The sequence below is a fragment of the Candidatus Synechococcus calcipolaris G9 genome (assembly GCF_029582805.1).
In the GTDB taxonomy this organism is placed as follows: Bacteria; Cyanobacteriota; Cyanobacteriia; order Thermosynechococcales; family Thermosynechococcaceae; genus Synechococcus_F; species Synechococcus_F calcipolaris.
Window position 1 is genome coordinate 179339 of record NZ_JAKKUT010000008.1, and the last position, 19493, is coordinate 198831.

Consider the following 19493-nt stretch of genomic DNA (forward strand, 5'->3'; position numbering starts at 1 on the left):
GATGCTCAAACCAGGAGTTTATTTTGTCGGGGCCGGCCCCGGGGATCCGGATCTATTGACGGTGAAAGGTCAACGACTTCTTTCCTTGGCCGATGTGGTCGTCTATGCCGATTCCCTTGTTCCCCATCAAATTTTGGAAATGATGCGCCCCGATGGGGAGTTGATTCCTACGGCCTCCATGACTCTGGAGGAAATTTTGCCGATCTTAATTGAGCGAGTTCAAGCCGGGCAGGCGGTTGTACGGCTCCAGTCTGGAGATCCCAGTCTCTATAGTGCCATTCATGAACAAATTTCCCTGCTGCACCAGGCTGATATTCCCGTAGAGGTTGTTCCCGGAATTAGTGCCTTTCAGTTGGCCGCCGCCCGATTACAGGCAGAGTTGACCATTCCTGAACTCGTCCAAACCATTATCTTGACGCGCAGTAGTGGTCGCACAAAGGTTCCCCCCCAGGAAGAACTGGCCAGTTTGGCGGCCCATCGGGCTAGTCTGTGTCTGTACTTGAGTGCCCACCATGTGGTCAAAGCCGAAGCCCAACTTTTGCAGCATTATCCGGCGGATACCACGATTGCCATTTGCTATCGTCTGGGCTGGCCCGATGAAAAAATCGTTTTAGTTCCCTTGGCAGAGATGGCCGCCACCACTCGCAATGAGCAGTTGACCCGCACGACTCTATATCTGATTAGCCCGGCCCTCAATGCCCAGCCCTCTAGCATTGAATCCAATAGGGTGCGATCGCACCTTTACCATCCAGAGCATCATCATTTATTTCGTCCCTGATCGCTCTAGTCTCTAGTAACCTTATAGGCTCCAGGCCAGCTTGGCCGCTCCCACCATGCCAGCCCGATTGCCTAGGATCGCCCGTAAGTATTGCAGCCCTGGGCGAGAACTGGGCAACACCCGTGCTTCAATTTCTGCGATCATCGTCGGGAAAAATAGATCGTGGCTATCGCTGATACCGCCACCAATGACGATCGCCTCGGGGGTCAACACATAAATTAAGCTGGCTAAACCAGCGGCCAATTCTCGACCATAATTTTCCCAAAAGGCGATCGCCGCACCATCTCCCTGACGGGCCTTTTCCGCCAATTCATAGGGGGCAAGGCCAGTGCGGCGGCGAATGGCCTGGACGGAAACGTGCTGCTCCAGGGAACCGCGATTCCCGCTATTACAGGGATGACCACACCAATCCAGGGTAATCAAACCCAATTCTCCAGCGGTACCATCCCGGCCCACAAACAATTCGCCATTGAGCAACACTGCCCCACCCACCCCCGTCCCCAAGGTGAGTAAAATCAAATCCCGAAAGGACTTTCCCGCCCCTAGCCAGGCCTCTCCCAGACCAGCACAGTTGGCATCATTGGCTAAGATAGTGGGCCGCCCTGTTAATTCTTCTAGGGCTTCCCCTAGAGGAACATCTTCCCAGCCGAGATTAATGGCCCGTCGGGCAATGCGTCCGGTACTATCTACGGGGCCAGGGGTTCCCAGGCCAATGGCTAGGGCCGTTTTCTGGGGATCGATCCCTTGAATAGCCTGGGCGATCGCCCCAATCACAGCATCGGGTGTAGGGGGCTGGGGAGTCGCTACCGTCAAGGATTGCCAGCACTGACCATCACGGCTAAACCGACCCAGCTTAATGGCCGTCCCCCCTAAATCCACACCAATCACATGGGGAGAATTCACAGGGGTTGCTCACCAAACCCAGATAAACGATAGAGGGCATCTTCTCCCAGTTGGATTGTTACATCAGAGTCCAAAACACCAGTACTTTCGACCCGCACCTCACCAAAACCCAGTTGTAGCTGCACCGCTCGGGCTTTATCAATATCTCCAGCCTGGGCAATAATCCGGGTCACTTTCAGGGGTTGGGTCATATCTTCTCCCCGATAGAGATTGCGAAATCCCACTTGGCTTAAATGATCACTCACTCGCTCGACTTGGGGCTCCGGTAAATAGGTATTTTGGATGGCAATGCGGATCCAATTTGTAGAAACATCCATGGGATTTTCTTCTAGCCCATTCCCCCCTAAACCACTGCGTCGGGGCGTATCCCGTAGGTGCTGATCCGCTAGAACCTCAATTTGCCGATAACTGGGGAGCCAATAACTGATTTCTTCCCGGCCGGTGCCATTGAAATCTCCTGGAAGCATCAGCATTTGTACCCGCGATCGCGGCACTTGGGCCATAAACCCAGCTAGGCTGGCTAATTCCTGCACCGTTAAATTTGTATCCAGATTTTCGCGAATTACCCCTAAAATTTGCGGTAGACGACCGAGGGTATCCGGCTGGGCGGTTTGTTCAATCAAGGCCCGCATGAAGGATTGCTGCCGCTGCACCCGACCAATATCTCCCAACTCGTCATAGCGAAATCGGAGAAAATCGAGGGCTTTTTCACCATCTAAGTGCTGCCGCCCCTCCTGGAGATCAATATTGAGGCGTTGGCTCATATCTTGGTAGCGCATATCCTTAGGAACGTGGATCGTGACTCCCCCCAAGGCATCCACCAGCTTAGAAATTCCTTGGACGTTAATTCGCAGGTAGCGATCGATGGGCACATCCCCCAATAACTCAGAGACGGTTTGGGCTGCAAGGGCCGGGCCACCGAGGGCATTGGCTTCATTAATCTTGGCATCGCCCCGACCTGGAATCCAAGTCAGGGTATCACGGGGAATTGAAAGGATGGTTAACCGCTGATCCCGTGGATCAAATCGCACCAAGAGCATCGTATCCGAAAGCCCTTCTACCGAGTTGACGAGGGTATGGTAAGTGGCATCACTTACAGGTGGTTCCACAACATCGGAGCTTAATACCTTTGTGCCAATCAACAAAAGATTTACCGGCTGATCTAATGTGGAAATATCCCGACGATTGCGACTAAATACGGCGGATTCTTGGGGACTGAGGGCCCGATGCATCAAGGGCGTGCTGTGGGTAATCAAAGCCCAAAGCCCTCCCAAACTGGCGGAAATTAGGGCAACACCACACCAATTCAGGGTGCGCCAAAATAATGGAACATTGGATGGAGGTGATTTCTTTTGACTTGGCCGCCAGTGGATAAACACGATACCCTCGCAGGGACTTCAGATAATAAAAATAAGGATTATAAAGAGATTATAAAGAAATAATTAAATTTAATCACAAGTTTTACGCCACTCTAGCACAAGATTTCTAGTTCTGCGTCATGGAGGCGATCCATTTTTGCGATCGCCCTAGGTGTGATGCCGAGGAAGTGTATCCTAAAATTGCGACTCCTCCTAAAAGCCTGCCCATCAGAAAGTTTACAAAATGAGTATCTTTAGAAATGAATATCTTTAGAACGGACTACATTATTCAGTTTTTAGGTGCGTTTTTATATTTATAAATTTTAATATTTAAGGTAGTCCTAAAAATGTAAGGATAGGAGAGAAATCGTTCTCCGAGGATATCTGTGTTTGAGTCCCTAACGACCTGATCCATTTGTCAGTCTACGCATGTCGTCAAAAACAGCAAAATCCGCAAGATGAAGATTCCTTGTAGTTGGAATTGCCAGAGTCGAGGATATTTTAGAACCTTGGATACAACGTTACCTCAATGAGAAGTTACCTCAATGAAAAATCATAAGAACGGGGAGTAATAAGGTAAAAATTTCAGATCGGGAATTAGCCCAACCTAAGGCTTCAAGAGTCTACGATCAGGCTAAGGTTCTCTCTCCAGGAACAAGGTACTCCCTTTACTGGGACTGCCCCTGAGTTGGCTGGGATGGATTGGAATTGGATTGGGACGAATTCAGGAAGACACTTACCCCCACACCACCCAGGGCGATCGCCCCGACTACCGCCACCGCCCAGGCCCATTGTTGCCAGGTGGCATTAGGCTGATCCTCATGAACGGTATCTTTCGCCATAGGCAGGGCATTCGACTCTGGAGTTTCTTCCTGACCAGACACCGTATCTCGATTGTTTAATGCCGTTTCCGTCGTAACCGCTGTGGGACTTCCCACAGGAGCAAGTTCCCGCACAGGGCGATCGGCATTTAAGCGCGCCAAAAGCTCGCCAGACATCTCCGCCCCCACCAAGGTTTCCTTGGGACTCATCGATTGAGATTTAATACTTTGAAAGGCAATGGATTCTAGGTACTTGCTAAACTCTGTTTCCGCCATGGATACCATTAAATAGGACGCCTTGACCTTCCGACCAAATAATAAAACATCTCCATGTTTCAGATCGTGGCTAGCCGTCCGCTTACCATTAACAAAGGTACCATTAGTACTCGGCTTACCATTGGCATTCCCATCCACAAGGCGGTAGCAATATTCCTTTGTTCCCGGCACAGGCACACGCAATAAAATGGCATGTTGCCGAGATACCGTTTCAAAGTCAAGGACAATGGCGTTAGTTAGATCCCGCCCTAGGGAATAGGCCGCCGCCTCAAGGGCGATCGCCTGCCGTCCCCGCAATCCATTGATCACTAATATATGACGTTCCTGCTGTTGACTACTCATTCTACATTTCCCCCGCATTCAAACCCTATAGACCCAATCCCTAGTAACGTCTTTAATAAAGCCCCGATGGAGAACGAGTGCAGTATTAGAGGTACCAATATCTACAAGCAAAATAGACAATAGATAAACTGGCATAACAAGAGTACACTACCTCTCACTCTGGAGCAGATACCCAGTTCTTGCCGTGACATAGATCACAGTCAACCATAATTTAATAGTGTTCTCTAGAGATAATGAACCGCTTACAACCTAGGGGTGTTTTTTCGCTACCATCCGCGTACAATGTTCAATTAAGCCTGTAGGTTCATGTCGTCTATGTCTACCAGCCAAGATATTGCGATTACTAAGCTTGTCCCCAGTGATCAGGCTCTCTTGGAGGCAATTGAATCCTACCCCAATGCCACAGATAAACAGGCGAAGATTGACATACTAGTGGATTTGCTTCGGCGCGATCGCAGCCAAGTGATTCTGAAGACCTTAACCCAAGAGACCTATCCGCAAACAGCCTTTAACTTTACTCTCTGGATGATCAATCATGATCTGATTACCCTGGAGTGGCTCTACGACATCACGTACCAAATTTCCACCCAGCCCGTTCAATCCACGATCAATATTCAAGATTTATATGCCAGCCTGAGGCAGGTAGACTATGCAAGTCTAGGGTTGATCCTGGGTAAAACAAGCGTAGCCCTAAAGCGTTTGCGCCTAGATGATATTGATTTACAAGCCTTTATCCAAGCCATTGAGCCTCCCCTTGCCCTGAGTATTTTGACCTGGATGGTCACCTTTCAAAAAGTGACGATGGTTGACTTGGCCTCGATCAGTGAAATTACCCGTAAGGTCAATCCTGCCGCCGCCCAAGCCTCAACTCAACCCACATCCTCCCCCCTAGAAACAATTATTCCCGACAATCCCCTAGGGGATCATGCCCTGGAAGATATTCTTTTAGACTTAAATCTAAAATTGGGGGGAACGGAAATTGAATTATTGACGAAGATGCTAGATCGATTTTTATTCAAGAAGGTACATGATGCTGCCACAGGAAAGGATAAAGTCGTCTATCGAGAAACCATTCAGGTGAGTCGTTTTGTCTGTGAAAACAACCAGCAGCAGGATGTGCCCATGCCAGTGCGGAGTACCAAAACCTGGCCGCCAGGGGTTTACCTTATGCAATACCAAGATGAATCCATTCAAATTATGCGTTTGCCCGGCAATGATTTCTACGAGATCCTGCCCTTTGGCCCCGATCCCTATCTGCGGGCAGAAACCATTGGGCGAATGGTGAAGGAATCCTTACGTTCATGAGCGATCGCCCCCCCACCCCCGAAGCTGCCAGTGACACCAGCGACAGTCCTGAAGCATCCCCCCGCCCGCCCCAGGATAGCTACGTTAAGCTGGCCATGAGAAATATGGTGCGGAAGGGAGGTAAATCTTTGCGCCATTTTGCCTTGACCACCCTTGGACTCCTAGGATTGTTGGTGGCCATTTCCTATCTGACCCGTTAGGTACTAGTTAGGCATGGACGGCACTGATTCGTTGGTTGTTGATCTTTGCGTTCAGGATCTCTTTTATTCCCCTTTGGAGTCTAGGGCCGAAATCTCTGGCGATCGCTGGCAAGAATGGTTTAGCCAATGGATCCACCATCTTGATCCCCAGTTAGCCCCAGCCTACGAGATCACCCTGCGATTGACGGATGATCAGGAGATTCAGCAATTAAATCGGGATTTCCGCCAGTGCGATCGCCCCACGGATGTACTAGCCTTTGCTCTCCTAGACAGCGGGATTTCCGCCCCAGAGCATGAACCACTATACCTAGGGGATATTGTCATCTCCGTTGAAACCGCCCATCGCCAGGCCGGCGATCGCGGCCATAGTGCAATTACAGAACTGTCATGGTTGGCTATCCATGGACTACTTCACCTTCTAGGGTGGAGTCATCCCAATGAAGAACGGCTACAAGAAATGCTCCGTTGCCAAGCCACCTGCCTGGGTCTTATTGGTGTAGAACCACCGGAATTTGAATAAATTGCTGACTTTCTACTTGATACCTCTTGATAGATTTGCCGGGCTATGCTTAGGTAGGGTAGGTTCAAAATCCAGGCTATAATTAATTTTTGTTAAATTCCTAGTGATGAGAGAGTGAAGGGTAAGATATGACACAGAAAATTGTAGCTCCGTATCCCAATAAAATATCTCGCCCCATTTCGGTGCATCGTAGCTCCTATCGCATTGCCCATACGCTCTTCTCTAGTTTTGGTTATGCCTGGTCTGGGGTTCAGTATGCCTTTCAGACTCAACGAAATTTTCGCATTCACACCCTAATGGCTACCGTTGCCCTCTCCTTAGCTGGTTTTTTGCGTCTATCGGGCATAGAGATTGCCCTCATTGGCGTTACGATCGCTGCGGTCATGGGTCTTGAGCTTCTGAATACGGCGGTGGAAGCCGTGGTAGATCTAACCGTGGGCAATCGGTATCATGACCTAGCACGGGTCGCCAAGGATTGTGCCGCAGGGGCAGTATTATTGGCAGCCTTTGCCTCAGTATTTGTGGCTGCTATTTTAATTTTACCTCCCTTAGTTCAGATGATTTTCTGGCCATACGTTGGCTACTAATGGGGCTACTAAGGCGACAAACTGAAACGAGGTATTTAGCTTCTAGATTTTAGATTCTGTGATTGCTTTTCTGATTTTATAGATAGAAAGGAATATCTTCCGCTTGATTCTGGTCATTGATAATTACGATAGTTTTACCTATAACCTGGTGCAATACCTGGGGGAGTTAGGTCAGGAATTGCCCGTAGCAGCCGAGATTCAGGTGTATCGCAACGATAAAATTACCCTACGCCAAGTCGAGGCCCTTAATCCTAATGGCATCGTCATTTCACCGGGCCCCGGCCGCCCCGAGGATGCCGGGATCAGTCAAGCACTGATTCAACAATTTGCACCCACCATCCCTATTTTGGGGGTTTGCCTAGGCCATCAAGCCATTGGTCAGGTCTATGGGGGCGAGGTGGTGCGGGCCCCCGAATTAATGCATGGCAAAACGTCATCAATTTATCACCAGAATAGGGGGATTTTTGCCGGTCTTGACCAGCCCTTTACCGCAACTCGATACCATAGCCTGGTCATCGATCGCCCCAGTTGCCCACCCCTCTTGGAAATTACGGCATGGACAGAGGATGACATTATTATGGGAATTCGCCATCGGGACTATCCAACCCTTCAGGGGGTTCAGTTTCACCCTGAAAGTATTCTCACCTCAGCAGGAAAGGCCCTACTGCGAAACTTTTTACAAAGTGTCCCCGTCCGGTGATCCCGTAGGACAAAACTCCAGTAAACTGGCTGCGGTGGGGCCAGTTATGAATAACCATCCAAAACGTATAGGACATATAGGGGCAGGAGGAGCATGAAACGTCGCCAATTTTTCCGCTACGCTCAAGGGGCTGCGATCGCCACATTGGGGATTAACCTAGCCGCCCATGCCCAAGGCGGAACATTGGGAGTGCAATGGTTGGGCCATACCTGTTTTTTGTTCACGGGGGGTGGCCAGCGCATCCTCGTAAATCCCTTTAAGCCCCTGGGATGTACCCAGGGATTTCGGCCACCGACTGTTGCCGCCGATATTGTCCTGATCAGTAGCCGCCTCTTAGATGAGGGATTTATTGAGGGGCTACCAGGGCGACCCAAGCTTCTCTTTGAACCCGGCAACTACGATGTGAATGGATTCAGAATCCAAGGGATTCGTACCAATCATGATCGGGTGGGTGGCTTTCGTTTTGGCGTAAATGTCGTATGGCGTTGGCAGCAGGCAGGGGTGAATATCTTGCACTTGGGGGGGATCGCCATGCCCTTGAGTATTGAGCAGAAAATTCTCATGGGTCGCCCCGATCTCCTGTTAATCCCCGTGGGTGGCAGTGATAAGGCCTATACCGCTGCCGAAGCCAAGGCGGCCATTGAACTGCTTCAACCCCATATTGTTGTACCAACCCACTACCGTACCAATGCGGCGGATGCCACCTGTGATTTATCGGGGATTGATGATTTTTTAACCCTGATGGAAGGTACTCCGGTGCGGCGCATCGGTGGCAGTAGTTTTAGCCTGGGTTCTGGGTCAATTCCCGCCGGCCCGGTGATTAATCTCCTCAGCTACGGTTAGATAAAAGATAAAATAGTTGGCTTTATAAGCTCAATAACTCTATAAGCTTAATAATATAGTCAACTTTGGCAACCGTCACAGGGCGATCGCCCGATAGAATGAATCTTTGTCACCCTAGTAGGTGAAGACCTGACCCACAACTATCCCTTAAAGTTTGATCTAGTAACCCAATGGGTTGGATAGCTGAACTCGTCTAACATTCACTTCGTTTCAGGTAGGGTAATGCGGTGTTTACATCCAAGAATTTTCGACTTGGGGCAGTGACGGTTTTCGGGATAATGGCATCTCTTTTCGGTTCTGTGCCGGTTTCTGCCCAAATGTCCTCCCTCGTTGCCGCTACGAATCGGCCTCCTGCCCTCAATAATGGCACCTACCTTTATGGCGAATCTTCCCAACCCCAGGAAGTCCAACAGGGCTACGTTCTGTTTGAGGTAAAAAATAGCCAGGTTACTGGAGCCCTATTTATGCCCCATTCATCCTTTGATTGCTTCCACGGTACCCTCAATCACACCACTCTAGATTTGCTCGTAGAAGATAGCTACGAAGCGTTCTCCTATCCAGTATCCTTAGACTTGCATCAGTACTATGCCTTACCCCAGGTTGACTCTGCCCAGCAGGAAATGCTGGCGGTTTGTCAAGATAGTCTAGCTCAAAATCAATTCCAAGCCATTGAACGGTGACATTAGCTAAACGATACGCGGTCTTTGACTTGGTGTTTCAATTATGCATCGCTGATGTTGTAGAGCTTTTGAAGTACCAGCATTTTGAATACTGGAATCACATCTATGAGCTTTTGCCCTGCCTGACTTTTGCGTGGTTTCTTGTGGAGACGGGATAAGATGGGGCGAAAAGTCTTCCACGGAACGAGGGTACTTAAGCGGTTTTTGGTAATTGTCTTAGCTAGAGTTTAGCGGCAGAATAATTCTCCAGAACCAACTGTATTGCAGAAAAAATAGATACAATAGATTCAGGGAAAATACGCAAGTCGGAGGCAAAGAAATTAAGTTAAAGTTTATTTGTTCCCAGATTTACCTGACATAGAGATTTGTTGAGTAAATTAAAGTTTCGTGAAGATTTATTGCCTATTTTTTGGTTAATATAAGTTGTGGGACGTTATTTCTGATACAACAGTTGAAAAATAACCCCTGACTCCCTGCCCCTCGCCTACCACTCCATAACCTACAAAAATTAAATTCCTATGACTAGCCATTCCAATAAAATTCTTCTCAAACAAGGCTCTCTCGTTTTACGCCAGTGTAAAAAAGCCCTAGCGGAACGGGATATGACGGCCCTTCAGCAACAGGCTCGGATGCTTCAGGTGGCGGCGGCGGCCTCAGAACAAACGTTAATTGAGGCGGAGGCCCGCTTACTGGAACAGGTGGCCCATCAGGGGCAATTGCGTCGGGCAGCAGATATTCTAATGAAAATTAAAGAACGCCTAGTGGCGATCGCCGGGGAAGGGGCTAATGACGCTTTAATTAGCATTCCCGACGTGCCTGCCAATGCCATTCACAAGCCTGCCGCTCCGGGTAGTCGGGATAAGACCGCGACAAATAAATCTAGTGCTAAATCAAGTTCCCGGCCCTTTGTCAACAAGCCTGGGGATGAAAGCTATACAAAACGGCTCGGCAATTACCTCGTGGAAGCAGAACTCCTCAGTCCAGCCCAGATTGAAGTTGCCCTTGCGGATCAGCGCATGACCGGTGCCCGCCTTGGCGATATTTTGGTAGCCCGGGGCTGGTTACGCCAGGGAACCATTGAATTTATTATGGAGCGGGTGGTGCTGCCCGATCGCCGCTTAGTGACCGCCAATGCCCAACCCCAATCGGCAAAATCTAGAAGTCGAAGTCCTGAGTCCAATATGCCTGGCGATCGCTCCACCTTAATTGATGTTCATCACCCCACCCACCTGGCCTAGGCATTGAGGTAGGGAATTATCTTGGCAATGCAGTATGCTGCAAAAACCCTAGAGCGAGCAGAGCGGGCCCTGCGGTGTAGTCCATTTTTACCCCGTCTCTTTATTCAGATGGGGCAGCGGAGTGTATCAATTTTAGATATTGCCCAACAGGCGGGGATAGAGCAGCAATTTACCCCGGCCCCATTGTCCCTGCTGGCGGCGGAAAGCTCCCTGGATTGGCTCCTTCAGGTGGGCCTCCTGCGTCGAGAGGTGGATGGCCAGGGTTTGACCGATCGCTTTCGTCTGACTCCCTTGGGTCAACAAGTGCTGCTCCGGGTTCAGACAGGAACGGACTCTGATAGCCAAGATACTTGGGCAGGGGTTTCCTGGGGCGATCGCCTCCAAAATACCCTCACCCGTTGGCTCCATTAGGTTCCCTGTGAATGCCCTCATGGTGGTGGGGACAACCTCCCATGCCGGTAAATCCTTGATTGCGGCCGTCCTGTGTCGCTTATTGGCGCGGCGGGGCCTGCGAGTCACCCCCTTTAAGGGGCAGAATATGGCACTTAACGCCTACGTGACCGCTTCCGGGGGAGAAATGGGATACGCCCAAGCGGTACAGGCCTGGGCTGCGGGCATTGAGCCAGAAACTCTGATGAATCCTATCCTGCTCAAACCTCAGGGAGACATGACCTCCCAGGTTATTTTTAATGGTCAGGCGGTGGGTTGCACCCAGGCAGCAGACTATTACCGAGACTATTTTGAACCTGGTTGGGCCACCATTCAACGCTCCCTAGAACTGTTAGGGGAACGCTTTGACTGGGTGGTGTGCGAAGGCGCGGGATCTCCGGCAGAAATTAATCTGAAGCATCGAGATTTGACAAATATGCGACTGGCTCGTCATTTGCAGGCAACGACTCTACTAGTGGCGGACATCGATCGCGGTGGGGTTTTTGCCCATATTGTCGGCACCTTAGAACTATTAGAGCCGGAGGAACGGGCCCTGATTAAGGGGATTGTGATTAATAAATTCCGGGGGCAGCGATCTCTCCTAGAGTCGGGCATCACTTGGCTAGAGGAACGTACCGGCATTCCGGTTTTAGGGGTCATTCCCTGGCTAGAAATTCAACTACCCGCCGAGGATTCCCTGGATTTATTTGATCGCCGGCCGCGATCTCAGCGAGCAGATTTAACCATTGCCGTGATTCGCCTACGCCGGATTGCTAACTTTACCGACTTCGATCCCCTTGCAGCCGAACCGACGGTTAACCTCCATTATCTATACCCCCACGAGACCCTAGGGGCAGTGGACGCAGTGATTATCCCCGGTACAAAAACAACGATTCCGGATTTACTAGAGTTGCAAACCTCGGGCATGGCCGCCCAACTCCAGGCCTATGGGGCCGCCGGTGGCACGATTATGGGCATCTGCGGCGGGATGCAACTGCTGGGAACCCAAATTTGCGATCGCCAAGGTCTGGAGGGCCAACCGGGAACCTATGCAGGATTGGGCTTACTCCCCCTAGAGACAACCATCACCGCAACCAAATTAACCCGCCAACGTCAAGGAATCGCCCAGGCCCCCATCCCCGGCCAACCCATCCAGGGCTACGAAATCCATCAGGGTCAGACCCAGTATCACTTTAATGAGGACTTTTGCCCCCTCTTTGTGGAAGAACACCTCGGAATCGTAAATAGCCGTCAAACCCTGTGGGGGAGTTATCTCCATGGTTTATTTGAAAATGGGACGTGGCGACGACAATGGCTGAATCATCTCCGCCAAAAACGAAACTTGCCCCCCCTAACCTGTGATATTCAAGATTACGAATACCAACGCCTTGCCCATTTGGATGGTATAACAGATGCCATTGCCCCCCATCTGAACTTGGATCGGCTTCTGGAGAATTGCGTATGCCCCTGATGCAAAAAGTTTTACTAGGGATGTTGGTTTTTATTCCCATCGCCTTCATCGCTAAATTTCTTGATGCCCCCCCCCTGATTATTTTCATTTTCAGTGGCCTGGCGATCGTCCCCCTGGCTGCCCTTATTGCCAATTCCACAGAAGCCATTGCCGAAGTCATTGGCCCCACCCTCGGCGGATTGCTGAATGCCACCTTTGGTAATGCCACGGAAATGATTATTTCCATTGTTGCCCTACGGCAGGGCCTCGTTGATGTGGTGAAAGCCAGCTTGAGTGGCTCAATTATTGCTAACTTACTGCTTGCCCTTGGTTTGGCAACTCTGCTGGGGGGGCTGCGGTTTCGTGAGCAAAACTTTCAGCCAGCGGTGGCCCGGATTAATTCATCCTCATTGACCCTCGCCGTCATTGTGATGATGACACCCACCGCCATTAAATATACGGCCCCATCGGTCAACCTCCAGGCATTGGATCAATTTTCCTATGCGGCAGCGGTGTTACTTTTGCTGTTTTATGGATTAATGTTACTTTTTTCCATGAAAACCCACCGTCATTTGTTCATGATGGAAGACAATGAAGCGGCTGTGGTTGAATCTGAAGAAGAAACTGTTGATGTTAACCTCAAACTGCAAATTGGTATCCTTTTAGTGGGCACGATTGTCTTGGTCTTTGTGTCTGAGGTTTTGGTGGATAGCCTCCAGGAAAGTATTACCAGTGTGGGGTTATCCCAAGTCTTTACGGGCGTGATATTAATTCCCCTCTTTAGTGGTTTTGTCGAGTTTATTACCTGTATCAAGTTTGCCCTAAACAACCGCATGGAAGGGGCCGTTGCCGTTGCCATTGGTTCCAGCCTTCAGATTATTCTATTTGTTGCTCCGGTCTTAGTCTTAGCAGGCTGGTTCCTGGGTCAACCGGAAATGAATCTGAGCTTTAATCCCTTTGAGTTGGTCTGCGTGATTGCGGCGGTGATGATTACCAATTCAATTAGTAATGATGGACGCTCTAATTGGTTGGAAGGGGTACTCTTGCTTATTACTTACGCTGTATTGGCGATCGCCTTCTTTGTTCACCCCTAGGTCACGGCTAATCCCATTGTTCCAGCCCGTTAAGCCATAGCCTGGCCTTGTCTGGACGACCGAAGGGTGGATCTATCTGGTGGCCTATTTTTGACCTATTCTCTAGCAGGGTTGTGGGATGGTCTATCGCCATCTGCGTACCGACAGACTGAAGGTCACAATATGCCAGCAACAACTATCAACAGTCACTTGGACAAGCCAATATAGCCTGTAGTATGAGTCGTCGGGGCCACTGCTGGGATAATACGGTCGCTAAAGCTTTTTCGGGATGATAAAAACCGAGTTGATTCACCCCATTGAATTCCAGACCCGGGCGATTGCCAAGACTACCATTGCTGAATGGATTGACGTCTTCTACAACCTCATAAAAGATACTAGGCAATGACCTAAAAGCGGGTTAAGCCGTTCTATCCGCTTCTACCAATTTTCTACCGTTTCTTTATCAAAAGTAGAATCTTCTACCAGAAAAAAAGATATTCAGAAAGTTAGTAGAACCCTTGTAACCCTTTGCTAGACTGCGTTTGACGGGATGGAGCTAAGCGGACTCGAACCGCTGGCCCCTTCAATGCCATTGAAGTGCTCTACCAACTGAGCTATAGCCCCTAATCACAATCTTCATCATCTTGTAAGGGGGGAAGTATTGTCAAGGGTTTACCATGGTAGCGTTATTAATTTTGTGATCAACTATGAAGGCATTGGTCGTAGGAGCAACGGGGCGTACCGGTCGACGCATTGTTGAAGAATTAGTAGAACGGCAGATTCCAGTGGTTGCCGGAGTTCGCGATCGCCAGAAAGCTGAAGACCTGTTGCCCCCTGGTGTGGAAATCAAACTAGCTAATGTCTCCCAACCGGAAACCCTGGCGGCGGCGATCGCTGATTGTACTGTTATTCTCTGTGCCACGGGTGCGACTCCTGGACTGAATCCCCTAGAACCCTACTGGGTAGACTACGAAGGGACAAAAAACCTGATTGAAGCTGCCAAGTCCGCATCTATTGAGCAGTTTGTGCTTGTATCATCCCTTTGTGTATCCCAACTCTTCCATCCCTTGAATTTGTTTTGGCTGATTTTGTACTGGAAACAGCAGGCGGAACGTTATCTACAAGACAGTGGTTTAACCTATACCATTGTTCGTCCGGGTGGACTGAAAGAATCGAGTGAGGAGGAGGTGTTTCCAGTGATCTCAGGCCCCGATACCCTATTTGAAGGGAGTATTCCCCGTAAACAGGTGGCGCAAATTTGTGTTGAAGCCCTTCACCAGGCCAATGCCCATAATAAAATTCTTGAGGTGGTGGCTCGGCCCCTATCCTCTCCCCCATCCTTGGTTGAGTTGTTTACGGCACTAAGCTAGGCAGGAACGGGTGCTTCGTTTTCTTAAAAACTTGATGGTCTTGACCCTCACCGGGGCGATCGCCGGCCATATCTGGTTTCAAAATCGGCCTGAGGCGCGCCATTGGTTACCTTGGCGGGATGGTGAGGTTGCCCCCCTCGTCATGGATGGTGGAGACCCCTACCTACGGGCCTTAATGCGGACAATCTCAGCCAGTGAGGCAAATGATGCCAATCCCTACACTATTTTGTACGGTGGTGAGCATATTCAGAATTTGGAGCGCCATCCCGATCGCTGCATCCCCATTCGCTGGGGCCCCAATGTGGGCCAATGTACCACCGCTGCGGGGCGGTATCAATTTTTAACGACCACCTGGGAAGAAAAAGCCCAGTTCTACCATCCCCAGCCCCCCCAATGGTTTGGGCAAACCTACAGTTTTCAGCCAGAATACCAAGATCGGGTGGTTTACGCTTGGTTAAAGGATTCCCAGGCATGGGGTGTGGATATTTCTACCTTACTGCGCCAAGGGGAAATTCAAGCGGTTCTAGAACTACTTTCAGGCACCTGGACCAGTTTGGGCTACGGCATTGAAAATAATCTGATTACACCCTCCCTAGGGCGCATCTACCAAACCATGCTAGAAGAGGAATTATCCTCAGCCCAATCTAGGCAATCTAGTTTGATCCCTCCCCCCCAACCTTAAATGTTATGCATCGGCGAAAATCTTCTTCCCTGGCAATAAAAAAACATCTTCCTGCAAAAGTTTGTCCAATCTGCAATCGCCCCTTTGAATGGCGGAAAAAATGGGCCGATTGTTGGCAAGATGTAAAGTATTGCTCACAGCGGTGTCGGCGACGGCGGCATCTGTTGAATACAGCGGCAGAGGAATTGTCGGCAAACAGATCCAACCTTTAGCCTTCACCAGCGAGTGATGAGCGTTCACCGGAGAGAACGTCACTATAGGAGTTTTCGATGAATTTTTCATCCATCGGTTTATTGCGGAATCTGCGAAAGCCGGGACAGCAGTTTGCCGTTATTGGCTTGGGCCGGTTTGGTCGGGGAGTCTGTGAAACCTTGCATAATCTCAACTACGAGGTTCTAGGAACAGATAACCAGGAGCGGCTTGTGGCCCAAGTCATGCAGGATCAGCTTGTGGATCATGCCATTCAGCTAGATTCAACGGATCCCCAAGCCTTGAAAGAGGCGGGGCTATTTGAGTTTGAAACGGTGATTGTGGCCATTGGCAACCACATTGAAGCCAGTATTATTACCACTCTAAATCTGAAGGAAGCTGGCGTACCCGTAATTATTGCCAAGGCCTCCTCCGAAGTCCATAAAAAACTCTTGGAACGGGTGGGAGCTGATCGGGTAGTTTTTCCTGAGTATGAGGCCGGCTGCGTCCTGGCCCGCTCCCTCACTCGTCCCGCCATTTTGGATCGATTTGATTTAGACCCAGAAAAAAGTATTGTGGAAGTCAAAGCCCCATCAGAGTTTGATGGTCGGACGGTGGCGGAAATTGAGCTACGCAGTCGCTATGGGTTAAATCTTTTGGCCCTACGCTGTGATGAAAAATTTGAAATCAATCCCAGCCCCAATCAACGGCTGCATAAAGGGGATGTCATGGTCGTTATTGGTGCAAATAAAGATATCGATCGCCTACCCTTATAGAACGCTTATCGAGCATTGCGGCTAGCCTTACGTCTAATTCACACTTATACAATTTCCCCTAATGCACTGCTATTACGGTGACTATTTAATTCGTTCCTGGGAATCGGGCGATCGCCCAGCCGTCATTTCCCTCCTGCAACAGATCCTAAAGGAATTTAATCTCAATTGGGAGCCGGAGGGAGCCGATCGGGATGTGGTTCACGTCGAAGCCTACTACCTAGAGCGGGGGGGTGAATTTTGGGTGGTTGAAAAAGCGGCCGAAGTGGTGGGCACCGCCGCCTACTATCCCATTGATCGGGGAGACAATGCGGTGGAAATTCGCAAGATGTACCTACACCCCCAAGTGCGGGGCAAAGGCCTTGGCACTTTTCTCCTTCAATCCTTGGAAAAGCGAATTCAGTCCCAGGGAATCACGACCATTTGGATTGAAACCGCCAGTGTGATGAAAACGGCCATTGGGCTTTACGAAAAACAAGGCTATCAGCCAGCCACAGGGATAGAAACCCAACGCTGCGATCGCGTCTATGTCAAACAAATGCTTTTGCAGGATAATTGATGACTGACATAAATGTACCTATGGGTTCCTCTTATTTCTTTCGGACTTGGCGGCGAACGTCCCCTTGCCAATCATCTTCCCCCGCAAAAATAATTCCAAGGAAATTCAGCGTGAGCCTAGTTTTGGGGAGTTTGCTCCTAGGGCTAGGGATATTTGCGATAAAACCGGCACCGGCCCTAGGGCAAAATAATCCGGCCCACCGTTCCTGTGTGGCGAACGTTGCCCAGGATTTATCTCGCCTCATGGATAGGCCAGAATGGCAAAGGGGCCGCTGGGGTGTTCAAGTGGTGCGGCTAAGGGATGGCCAGGTCATTTATGAGCGGGATAGCGATCGCCTGTTTTTGGGAGCATCCAACATCAAGTTAGTGACAACAGCGGTGGCCCTGCGCTTTTTAGGTGCGAATACAACCCTTGACACGGTGGTTAGTAGTGACGGTGCCGGGGCGGCTCTGAACCGGGTAAGGGTACAGGGGGGCTATGATCCCACCCTCAGTTATACCAATCTTGAGGCGATCGCCCAGGACTTGTATCGCCAAGGTATTCGCTCCATTCAGACCCTTGAACTGGTGGCGGGAGAATCCGTGGATATGGGAATCGAACCCACCTGGGCCTGGGAAGATGTGGAATTTGGCTATATTACACCCATTACAAAATTGGGGGTGAATCAAAACTCATTTCATCTCTTAGCAACGCCCAAGGATGAGGGGGAGCCGTTAACCCTCACATGGCGGCAGACTCCCCCCTCCGGTTGGCAGGTCAAAAATGAAACCATGGCCATTGGCCCCGAGGACACAGAATGGATTGATACCCGCATTGATCCAGAAAACCGCGTCATTACGATCGTGGGGAAGTTGCGGGCCCATAGTGAACCAGAAAATATTGTCCGTCCCTTACCGGAAAAGCTAATCCCCGACTACCTAAAAAACCAATTTTCCCAGGCTGCCCGGGCGGCAGGACTATCCGTGGCAGACATCAAGCTGGTGGCGACGGATCAACCCCTGAATCGGGTGTTAGTTCGCCATTCCTCCCCAGGCATCACCCGCTTAGTGGATCGAATCAACCAAGACAGTCATAACTATTCGGCGGAAATGGTCTACCAGGCCATTGGGGCCGGAGATGGCGATCGCCTGGCAACCTACCTAAGGGATTTGGGCCTAGATCCGACAACCATTGTGATGGTGGATGGTTCGGGCCTCTCCCGCCAAAATTGGATTACCCCCCGGGCCCTAACCCAACTCTTACTGGCGATGGATCGCTCGACTGTAGTCTCAGAATTTCGGCGATCGCTACCCATTGCCGGCGAAAGTGGTACATTGCGCCATCGCTTTCGAGACACCCCAGCCCAAGGACAACTTCAAGCAAAAACCGGAACCCTACGGGGTGTGACCGCCCTCTCTGGGTATATGGATCCCCCGGACTTTGAACCCCTTGCCTTTAGCATTATTCTCAACCAAGGGGGAACGCCGTCTCCGGATCTGCGAAGGGGCGTGGATCAGGTGGCCTTATTGTTGATGGGACTGCGCCAATGCTAGGGGCTGGGGTTGGAGATTAGGACAAATTTGGTCAGGACTCATCTGTGGGGCTGGATTTTCTTGCCAACCTGATAAAATGCCCTCCAGTTGTTGGGCCAGCAGATTAAGGGATACAATTTGCCCTTGAATATCTGCTAGGCGGGACTCTAGCCGCTCCTTGACATGACCACAGGGAAGAACCCCTTGATCACGGATCTCTAAAATTTCCCGAATTTCCTGGAGTGTCAAACCCAGGCGTTGGGCCGTGCGAATAAAGTGGAGCCGATAAATAACGCTGGGTTGAAATAGACGGTACCCTGAGGGCGATCGCTGGACGACCGTAGTCAATAAGCCAAGATCATCGTAATAACGAATGGTTTTAACGGGGAGCGAGCTTTGGTGGGCAACTTCACCAATTTTGAGCATATTGATCTGATTGATCTTAATGAAACTGCTTAACGGCACTTAGCACTTAATAGGCACTTAATGGGGCGGATGTTGCTTCTTGGCCATAGAGAGCATCGGCAGGGGCCGGGAGGATTGGGGCGGCAGGGCATATTCCGCCAGACGTTCTGGGGCAACGGATTTTTGCCAGCGTTGCCATTGCCACCAACGCAATGCGAAGGCTCCCCCCACCATGAGTAGACCAAGGGCTGCTAAACCACCGTAGCCGCCAATGCCTCCCATGACCGTATCCACACTGCCCGCCACTAGCAAAAAGGCAGAAATGGGTTCTTTACGATAAGCCGAACGAAAAAAACGAGGCCCAATCATAGACGGTATAAATGTAAATTTACAGTGATCATGACCCACTCAGTATAACGGGCGATCGCCGGTATTTTAAGGTACAGAGTGACAATCTGCATGGGAATTCTATTTCTATTCTACTTGTTCTTCTGGTGGTGG

25 protein-coding genes and 1 tRNA gene are annotated in these 19493 nt (G+C 50.2%); 19 read left to right on the forward strand and 7 right to left on the reverse strand.

Annotation, left to right across the window (positions count from 1 at the left end):
- The first annotated feature begins 1 nt into the window (after position 1).
- A complete protein-coding gene (cobM, locus tag L3556_RS15175) occupies positions 2–778 on the forward strand; it encodes a precorrin-4 C(11)-methyltransferase (RefSeq protein ID WP_277868176.1) in 777 nt (258 codons plus the stop codon).
- Positions 779–799: 21 nt separating this feature from the next.
- On the opposite strand, the gene L3556_RS15180 is transcribed toward cobM, so the two are convergent.
- From L3556_RS15180 to L3556_RS15190, 3 genes are all read right to left on the reverse strand, one after another.
- Positions 800–1681, reverse strand: a complete 882-nt coding sequence (locus L3556_RS15180; RefSeq protein ID WP_277868177.1) for an ROK family protein — start codon at positions 1679–1681, stop codon at positions 800–802.
- Positions 1678–3060: an LCP family protein gene (locus tag L3556_RS15185; RefSeq protein WP_277868178.1), complete on the reverse strand. Its 1383-nt coding sequence runs from the start codon at positions 3058–3060 to the stop codon at positions 1678–1680. Before L3556_RS15185 ends, L3556_RS15180 begins: the two co-directional genes overlap by 4 nt.
- A 647-nt stretch (positions 3061–3707) precedes the next feature.
- The gene (locus L3556_RS15190; protein WP_277868179.1) at positions 3708–4478 is read right to left on the reverse strand and encodes an FHA domain-containing protein; all 771 of its coding nucleotides are present in this window, start codon (positions 4476–4478) and stop codon (positions 3708–3710) included.
- A gap of 315 nt (positions 4479–4793) precedes the next feature.
- Here L3556_RS15190 and L3556_RS15195 point away from each other — a divergent pair, with 315 nt between their 5' ends.
- From L3556_RS15195 to L3556_RS15225, 7 genes are all read left to right on the forward strand, one after another.
- Entirely contained in the window at positions 4794–5783 is a 990-nt protein-coding gene (locus L3556_RS15195) for a hypothetical protein (protein WP_277868180.1), read from the forward strand.
- Positions 5780–5983, forward strand: coding sequence for a DUF3285 domain-containing protein (locus L3556_RS15200; protein ID WP_277868181.1), 204 nt, complete (start codon positions 5780–5782; stop codon positions 5981–5983). The genes L3556_RS15195 and L3556_RS15200 overlap by 4 nt, the downstream gene beginning before the upstream one ends.
- 13 nt (positions 5984–5996) lie before the next feature.
- Complete coding sequence (ybeY, locus tag L3556_RS15205; protein WP_277868182.1) at positions 5997–6503, forward strand: rRNA maturation RNase YbeY; 507 nt, start codon at positions 5997–5999, stop codon at positions 6501–6503.
- 128 nt (positions 6504–6631) lie between these two features.
- Positions 6632–7090, forward strand: coding sequence for a diacylglycerol kinase (locus tag L3556_RS15210; protein WP_277868183.1), 459 nt, complete (start codon positions 6632–6634; stop codon positions 7088–7090).
- Positions 7091–7193: 103 nt separating this feature from the next.
- Positions 7194–7790, forward strand: coding sequence for an anthranilate synthase component II (locus L3556_RS15215; protein ID WP_277868184.1), 597 nt, complete (start codon positions 7194–7196; stop codon positions 7788–7790).
- A 93-nt stretch (positions 7791–7883) separates the two neighbouring features.
- Positions 7884–8633, forward strand: coding sequence for an MBL fold metallo-hydrolase (locus tag L3556_RS15220; protein WP_277868185.1), 750 nt, complete (start codon positions 7884–7886; stop codon positions 8631–8633).
- Between the two features lie 278 nt (positions 8634–8911).
- Positions 8912–9313: a hypothetical protein gene (locus L3556_RS15225; RefSeq protein WP_277868186.1), complete on the forward strand. Its 402-nt coding sequence runs from the start codon at positions 8912–8914 to the stop codon at positions 9311–9313.
- 41 nt (positions 9314–9354) lie between these two features.
- On the opposite strand, the gene L3556_RS16415 is transcribed toward L3556_RS15225, so the two are convergent.
- On the reverse strand, positions 9355–9525 hold the full coding sequence (locus L3556_RS16415; RefSeq protein ID WP_479682456.1) for a transposase: 171 nt from the start codon (positions 9523–9525) through the stop codon (positions 9355–9357).
- A 306-nt stretch (positions 9526–9831) separates the two neighbouring features.
- On the opposite strand from L3556_RS16415, the gene L3556_RS15230 reads away from it, so the two are divergent.
- The 5 genes from L3556_RS15230 (at position 9832) to L3556_RS16385 (ending at position 13909) form a co-directional block, all read left to right on the forward strand.
- Complete coding sequence (locus L3556_RS15230) at positions 9832–10551, forward strand: cyclic di-GMP-binding domain-containing protein, MshE-related (RefSeq protein WP_277868187.1); 720 nt, start codon at positions 9832–9834, stop codon at positions 10549–10551.
- Between the two features lie 27 nt (positions 10552–10578).
- Positions 10579–10962, forward strand: a complete 384-nt coding sequence (locus L3556_RS15235) for an Npun_F0494 family protein (protein ID WP_277868379.1) — start codon at positions 10579–10581, stop codon at positions 10960–10962.
- A 19-nt stretch (positions 10963–10981) separates the two neighbouring features.
- The gene (cobQ, locus tag L3556_RS15240; protein ID WP_422110798.1) at positions 10982–12451 is read left to right on the forward strand and encodes a cobyric acid synthase CobQ; all 1470 of its coding nucleotides are present in this window, start codon (positions 10982–10984) and stop codon (positions 12449–12451) included.
- Complete coding sequence (gene cax, locus L3556_RS15245; protein WP_277868189.1) at positions 12442–13524, forward strand: calcium/proton exchanger; 1083 nt, start codon at positions 12442–12444, stop codon at positions 13522–13524. The genes cobQ and cax overlap by 10 nt, the downstream gene beginning before the upstream one ends.
- 268 nt (positions 13525–13792) lie before the next feature.
- The gene (locus tag L3556_RS16385; RefSeq protein WP_422110795.1) at positions 13793–13909 is read left to right on the forward strand and encodes a hypothetical protein; all 117 of its coding nucleotides are present in this window, start codon (positions 13793–13795) and stop codon (positions 13907–13909) included.
- A 145-nt stretch (positions 13910–14054) separates the two neighbouring features.
- Here L3556_RS16385 and L3556_RS15250 read toward each other — a convergent pair.
- Positions 14055–14127: transfer RNA gene (locus L3556_RS15250), tRNA-Ala, on the reverse strand.
- A gap of 83 nt (positions 14128–14210) precedes the next feature.
- Between L3556_RS15250 and L3556_RS15255 the strand changes: the two genes are divergently transcribed.
- The 6 genes from L3556_RS15255 (at position 14211) to dacB (ending at position 18608) form a co-directional block, all read left to right on the forward strand.
- Positions 14211–14873: an SDR family oxidoreductase gene (locus L3556_RS15255; protein ID WP_277868190.1), complete on the forward strand. Its 663-nt coding sequence runs from the start codon at positions 14211–14213 to the stop codon at positions 14871–14873.
- A gap of 10 nt (positions 14874–14883) precedes the next feature.
- Complete coding sequence (locus L3556_RS15260) at positions 14884–15555, forward strand: glycoside hydrolase family 24 protein (RefSeq protein ID WP_277868191.1); 672 nt, start codon at positions 14884–14886, stop codon at positions 15553–15555.
- Between the two features lie 5 nt (positions 15556–15560).
- On the forward strand, positions 15561–15767 hold the full coding sequence (locus L3556_RS15265) for a DUF2256 domain-containing protein (protein ID WP_277868192.1): 207 nt from the start codon (positions 15561–15563) through the stop codon (positions 15765–15767).
- Positions 15768–15824: 57 nt separating this feature from the next.
- Positions 15825–16520: a potassium channel family protein gene (locus L3556_RS15270; protein WP_277868193.1), complete on the forward strand. Its 696-nt coding sequence runs from the start codon at positions 15825–15827 to the stop codon at positions 16518–16520.
- Between the two features lie 61 nt (positions 16521–16581).
- Positions 16582–17076 carry a GNAT family N-acetyltransferase gene (locus L3556_RS15275; RefSeq protein WP_277868194.1) on the forward strand — a complete coding sequence of 165 codons (495 nt, stop codon included), beginning with the start codon at positions 16582–16584 and terminating at the stop codon, positions 17074–17076.
- Positions 17077–17186: 110 nt separating this feature from the next.
- The gene (gene dacB, locus L3556_RS15280; RefSeq protein ID WP_277868195.1) at positions 17187–18608 is read left to right on the forward strand and encodes a D-alanyl-D-alanine carboxypeptidase/D-alanyl-D-alanine endopeptidase; all 1422 of its coding nucleotides are present in this window, start codon (positions 17187–17189) and stop codon (positions 18606–18608) included.
- Here dacB and L3556_RS15285 read toward each other — a convergent pair.
- Positions 18579–19013 (reverse strand): heavy metal-responsive transcriptional regulator, encoded by a 435-nt coding sequence (locus L3556_RS15285; protein WP_277868196.1) that lies wholly within the window; start codon positions 19011–19013, stop codon positions 18579–18581. The two genes, dacB and L3556_RS15285, sit on opposite strands and share 30 nt — an antisense overlap.
- Before the next feature lie 57 nt (positions 19014–19070).
- Positions 19071–19361 (reverse strand): hypothetical protein, encoded by a 291-nt coding sequence (locus tag L3556_RS15290; protein ID WP_277868197.1) that lies wholly within the window; start codon positions 19359–19361, stop codon positions 19071–19073.
- Between the last annotated feature and the right edge of the window lie 132 nt (positions 19362–19493).

What these genes read in the sequence shown, in the direction of transcription:
- cobM (WP_277868176.1), top strand. Translation starts at nt 2, where the DNA reads ATGCTCAAACCAGGAGTTTATTTTGTCGGGGCCGGCCCCGGGGATCCG.
- L3556_RS15190 (WP_277868179.1), bottom strand. Translation starts at nt 4,478, where the DNA reads ATGAGTAGTCAACAGCAGGAACGTCATATATTAGTGATCAATGGATTG.
- L3556_RS15195 (WP_277868180.1), top strand. Translation starts at nt 4,794, where the DNA reads ATGTCTACCAGCCAAGATATTGCGATTACTAAGCTTGTCCCCAGTGAT.
- L3556_RS15200 (WP_277868181.1), top strand. Translation starts at nt 5,780, where the DNA reads ATGAGCGATCGCCCCCCCACCCCCGAAGCTGCCAGTGACACCAGCGAC.
- ybeY (WP_277868182.1), top strand. Translation starts at nt 5,997, where the DNA reads ATGGACGGCACTGATTCGTTGGTTGTTGATCTTTGCGTTCAGGATCTC.
- L3556_RS15210 (WP_277868183.1), top strand. Translation starts at nt 6,632, where the DNA reads ATGACACAGAAAATTGTAGCTCCGTATCCCAATAAAATATCTCGCCCC.
- L3556_RS15220 (WP_277868185.1), top strand. Translation starts at nt 7,884, where the DNA reads ATGAAACGTCGCCAATTTTTCCGCTACGCTCAAGGGGCTGCGATCGCC.
- L3556_RS15225 (WP_277868186.1), top strand. Translation starts at nt 8,912, where the DNA reads ATGGCATCTCTTTTCGGTTCTGTGCCGGTTTCTGCCCAAATGTCCTCC.
- L3556_RS15230 (WP_277868187.1), top strand. Translation starts at nt 9,832, where the DNA reads ATGACTAGCCATTCCAATAAAATTCTTCTCAAACAAGGCTCTCTCGTT.
- L3556_RS15235 (WP_277868379.1), top strand. Translation starts at nt 10,579, where the DNA reads ATGCAGTATGCTGCAAAAACCCTAGAGCGAGCAGAGCGGGCCCTGCGG.
- cobQ (WP_422110798.1), top strand. Translation starts at nt 10,982, where the DNA reads ATGGTGGTGGGGACAACCTCCCATGCCGGTAAATCCTTGATTGCGGCC.
- cax (WP_277868189.1), top strand. Translation starts at nt 12,442, where the DNA reads ATGCCCCTGATGCAAAAAGTTTTACTAGGGATGTTGGTTTTTATTCCC.
- L3556_RS16385 (WP_422110795.1), top strand. Translation starts at nt 13,793, where the DNA reads ATGATAAAAACCGAGTTGATTCACCCCATTGAATTCCAGACCCGGGCG.
- L3556_RS15255 (WP_277868190.1), top strand. Translation starts at nt 14,211, where the DNA reads ATGAAGGCATTGGTCGTAGGAGCAACGGGGCGTACCGGTCGACGCATT.
- L3556_RS15265 (WP_277868192.1), top strand. Translation starts at nt 15,561, where the DNA reads ATGCATCGGCGAAAATCTTCTTCCCTGGCAATAAAAAAACATCTTCCT.
- L3556_RS15270 (WP_277868193.1), top strand. Translation starts at nt 15,825, where the DNA reads ATGAATTTTTCATCCATCGGTTTATTGCGGAATCTGCGAAAGCCGGGA.
- L3556_RS15275 (WP_277868194.1), top strand. Translation starts at nt 16,582, where the DNA reads ATGCACTGCTATTACGGTGACTATTTAATTCGTTCCTGGGAATCGGGC.
- L3556_RS15285 (WP_277868196.1), bottom strand. Translation starts at nt 19,013, where the DNA reads ATGCTCAAAATTGGTGAAGTTGCCCACCAAAGCTCGCTCCCCGTTAAA.
- L3556_RS15290 (WP_277868197.1), bottom strand. Translation starts at nt 19,361, where the DNA reads ATGATTGGGCCTCGTTTTTTTCGTTCGGCTTATCGTAAAGAACCCATT.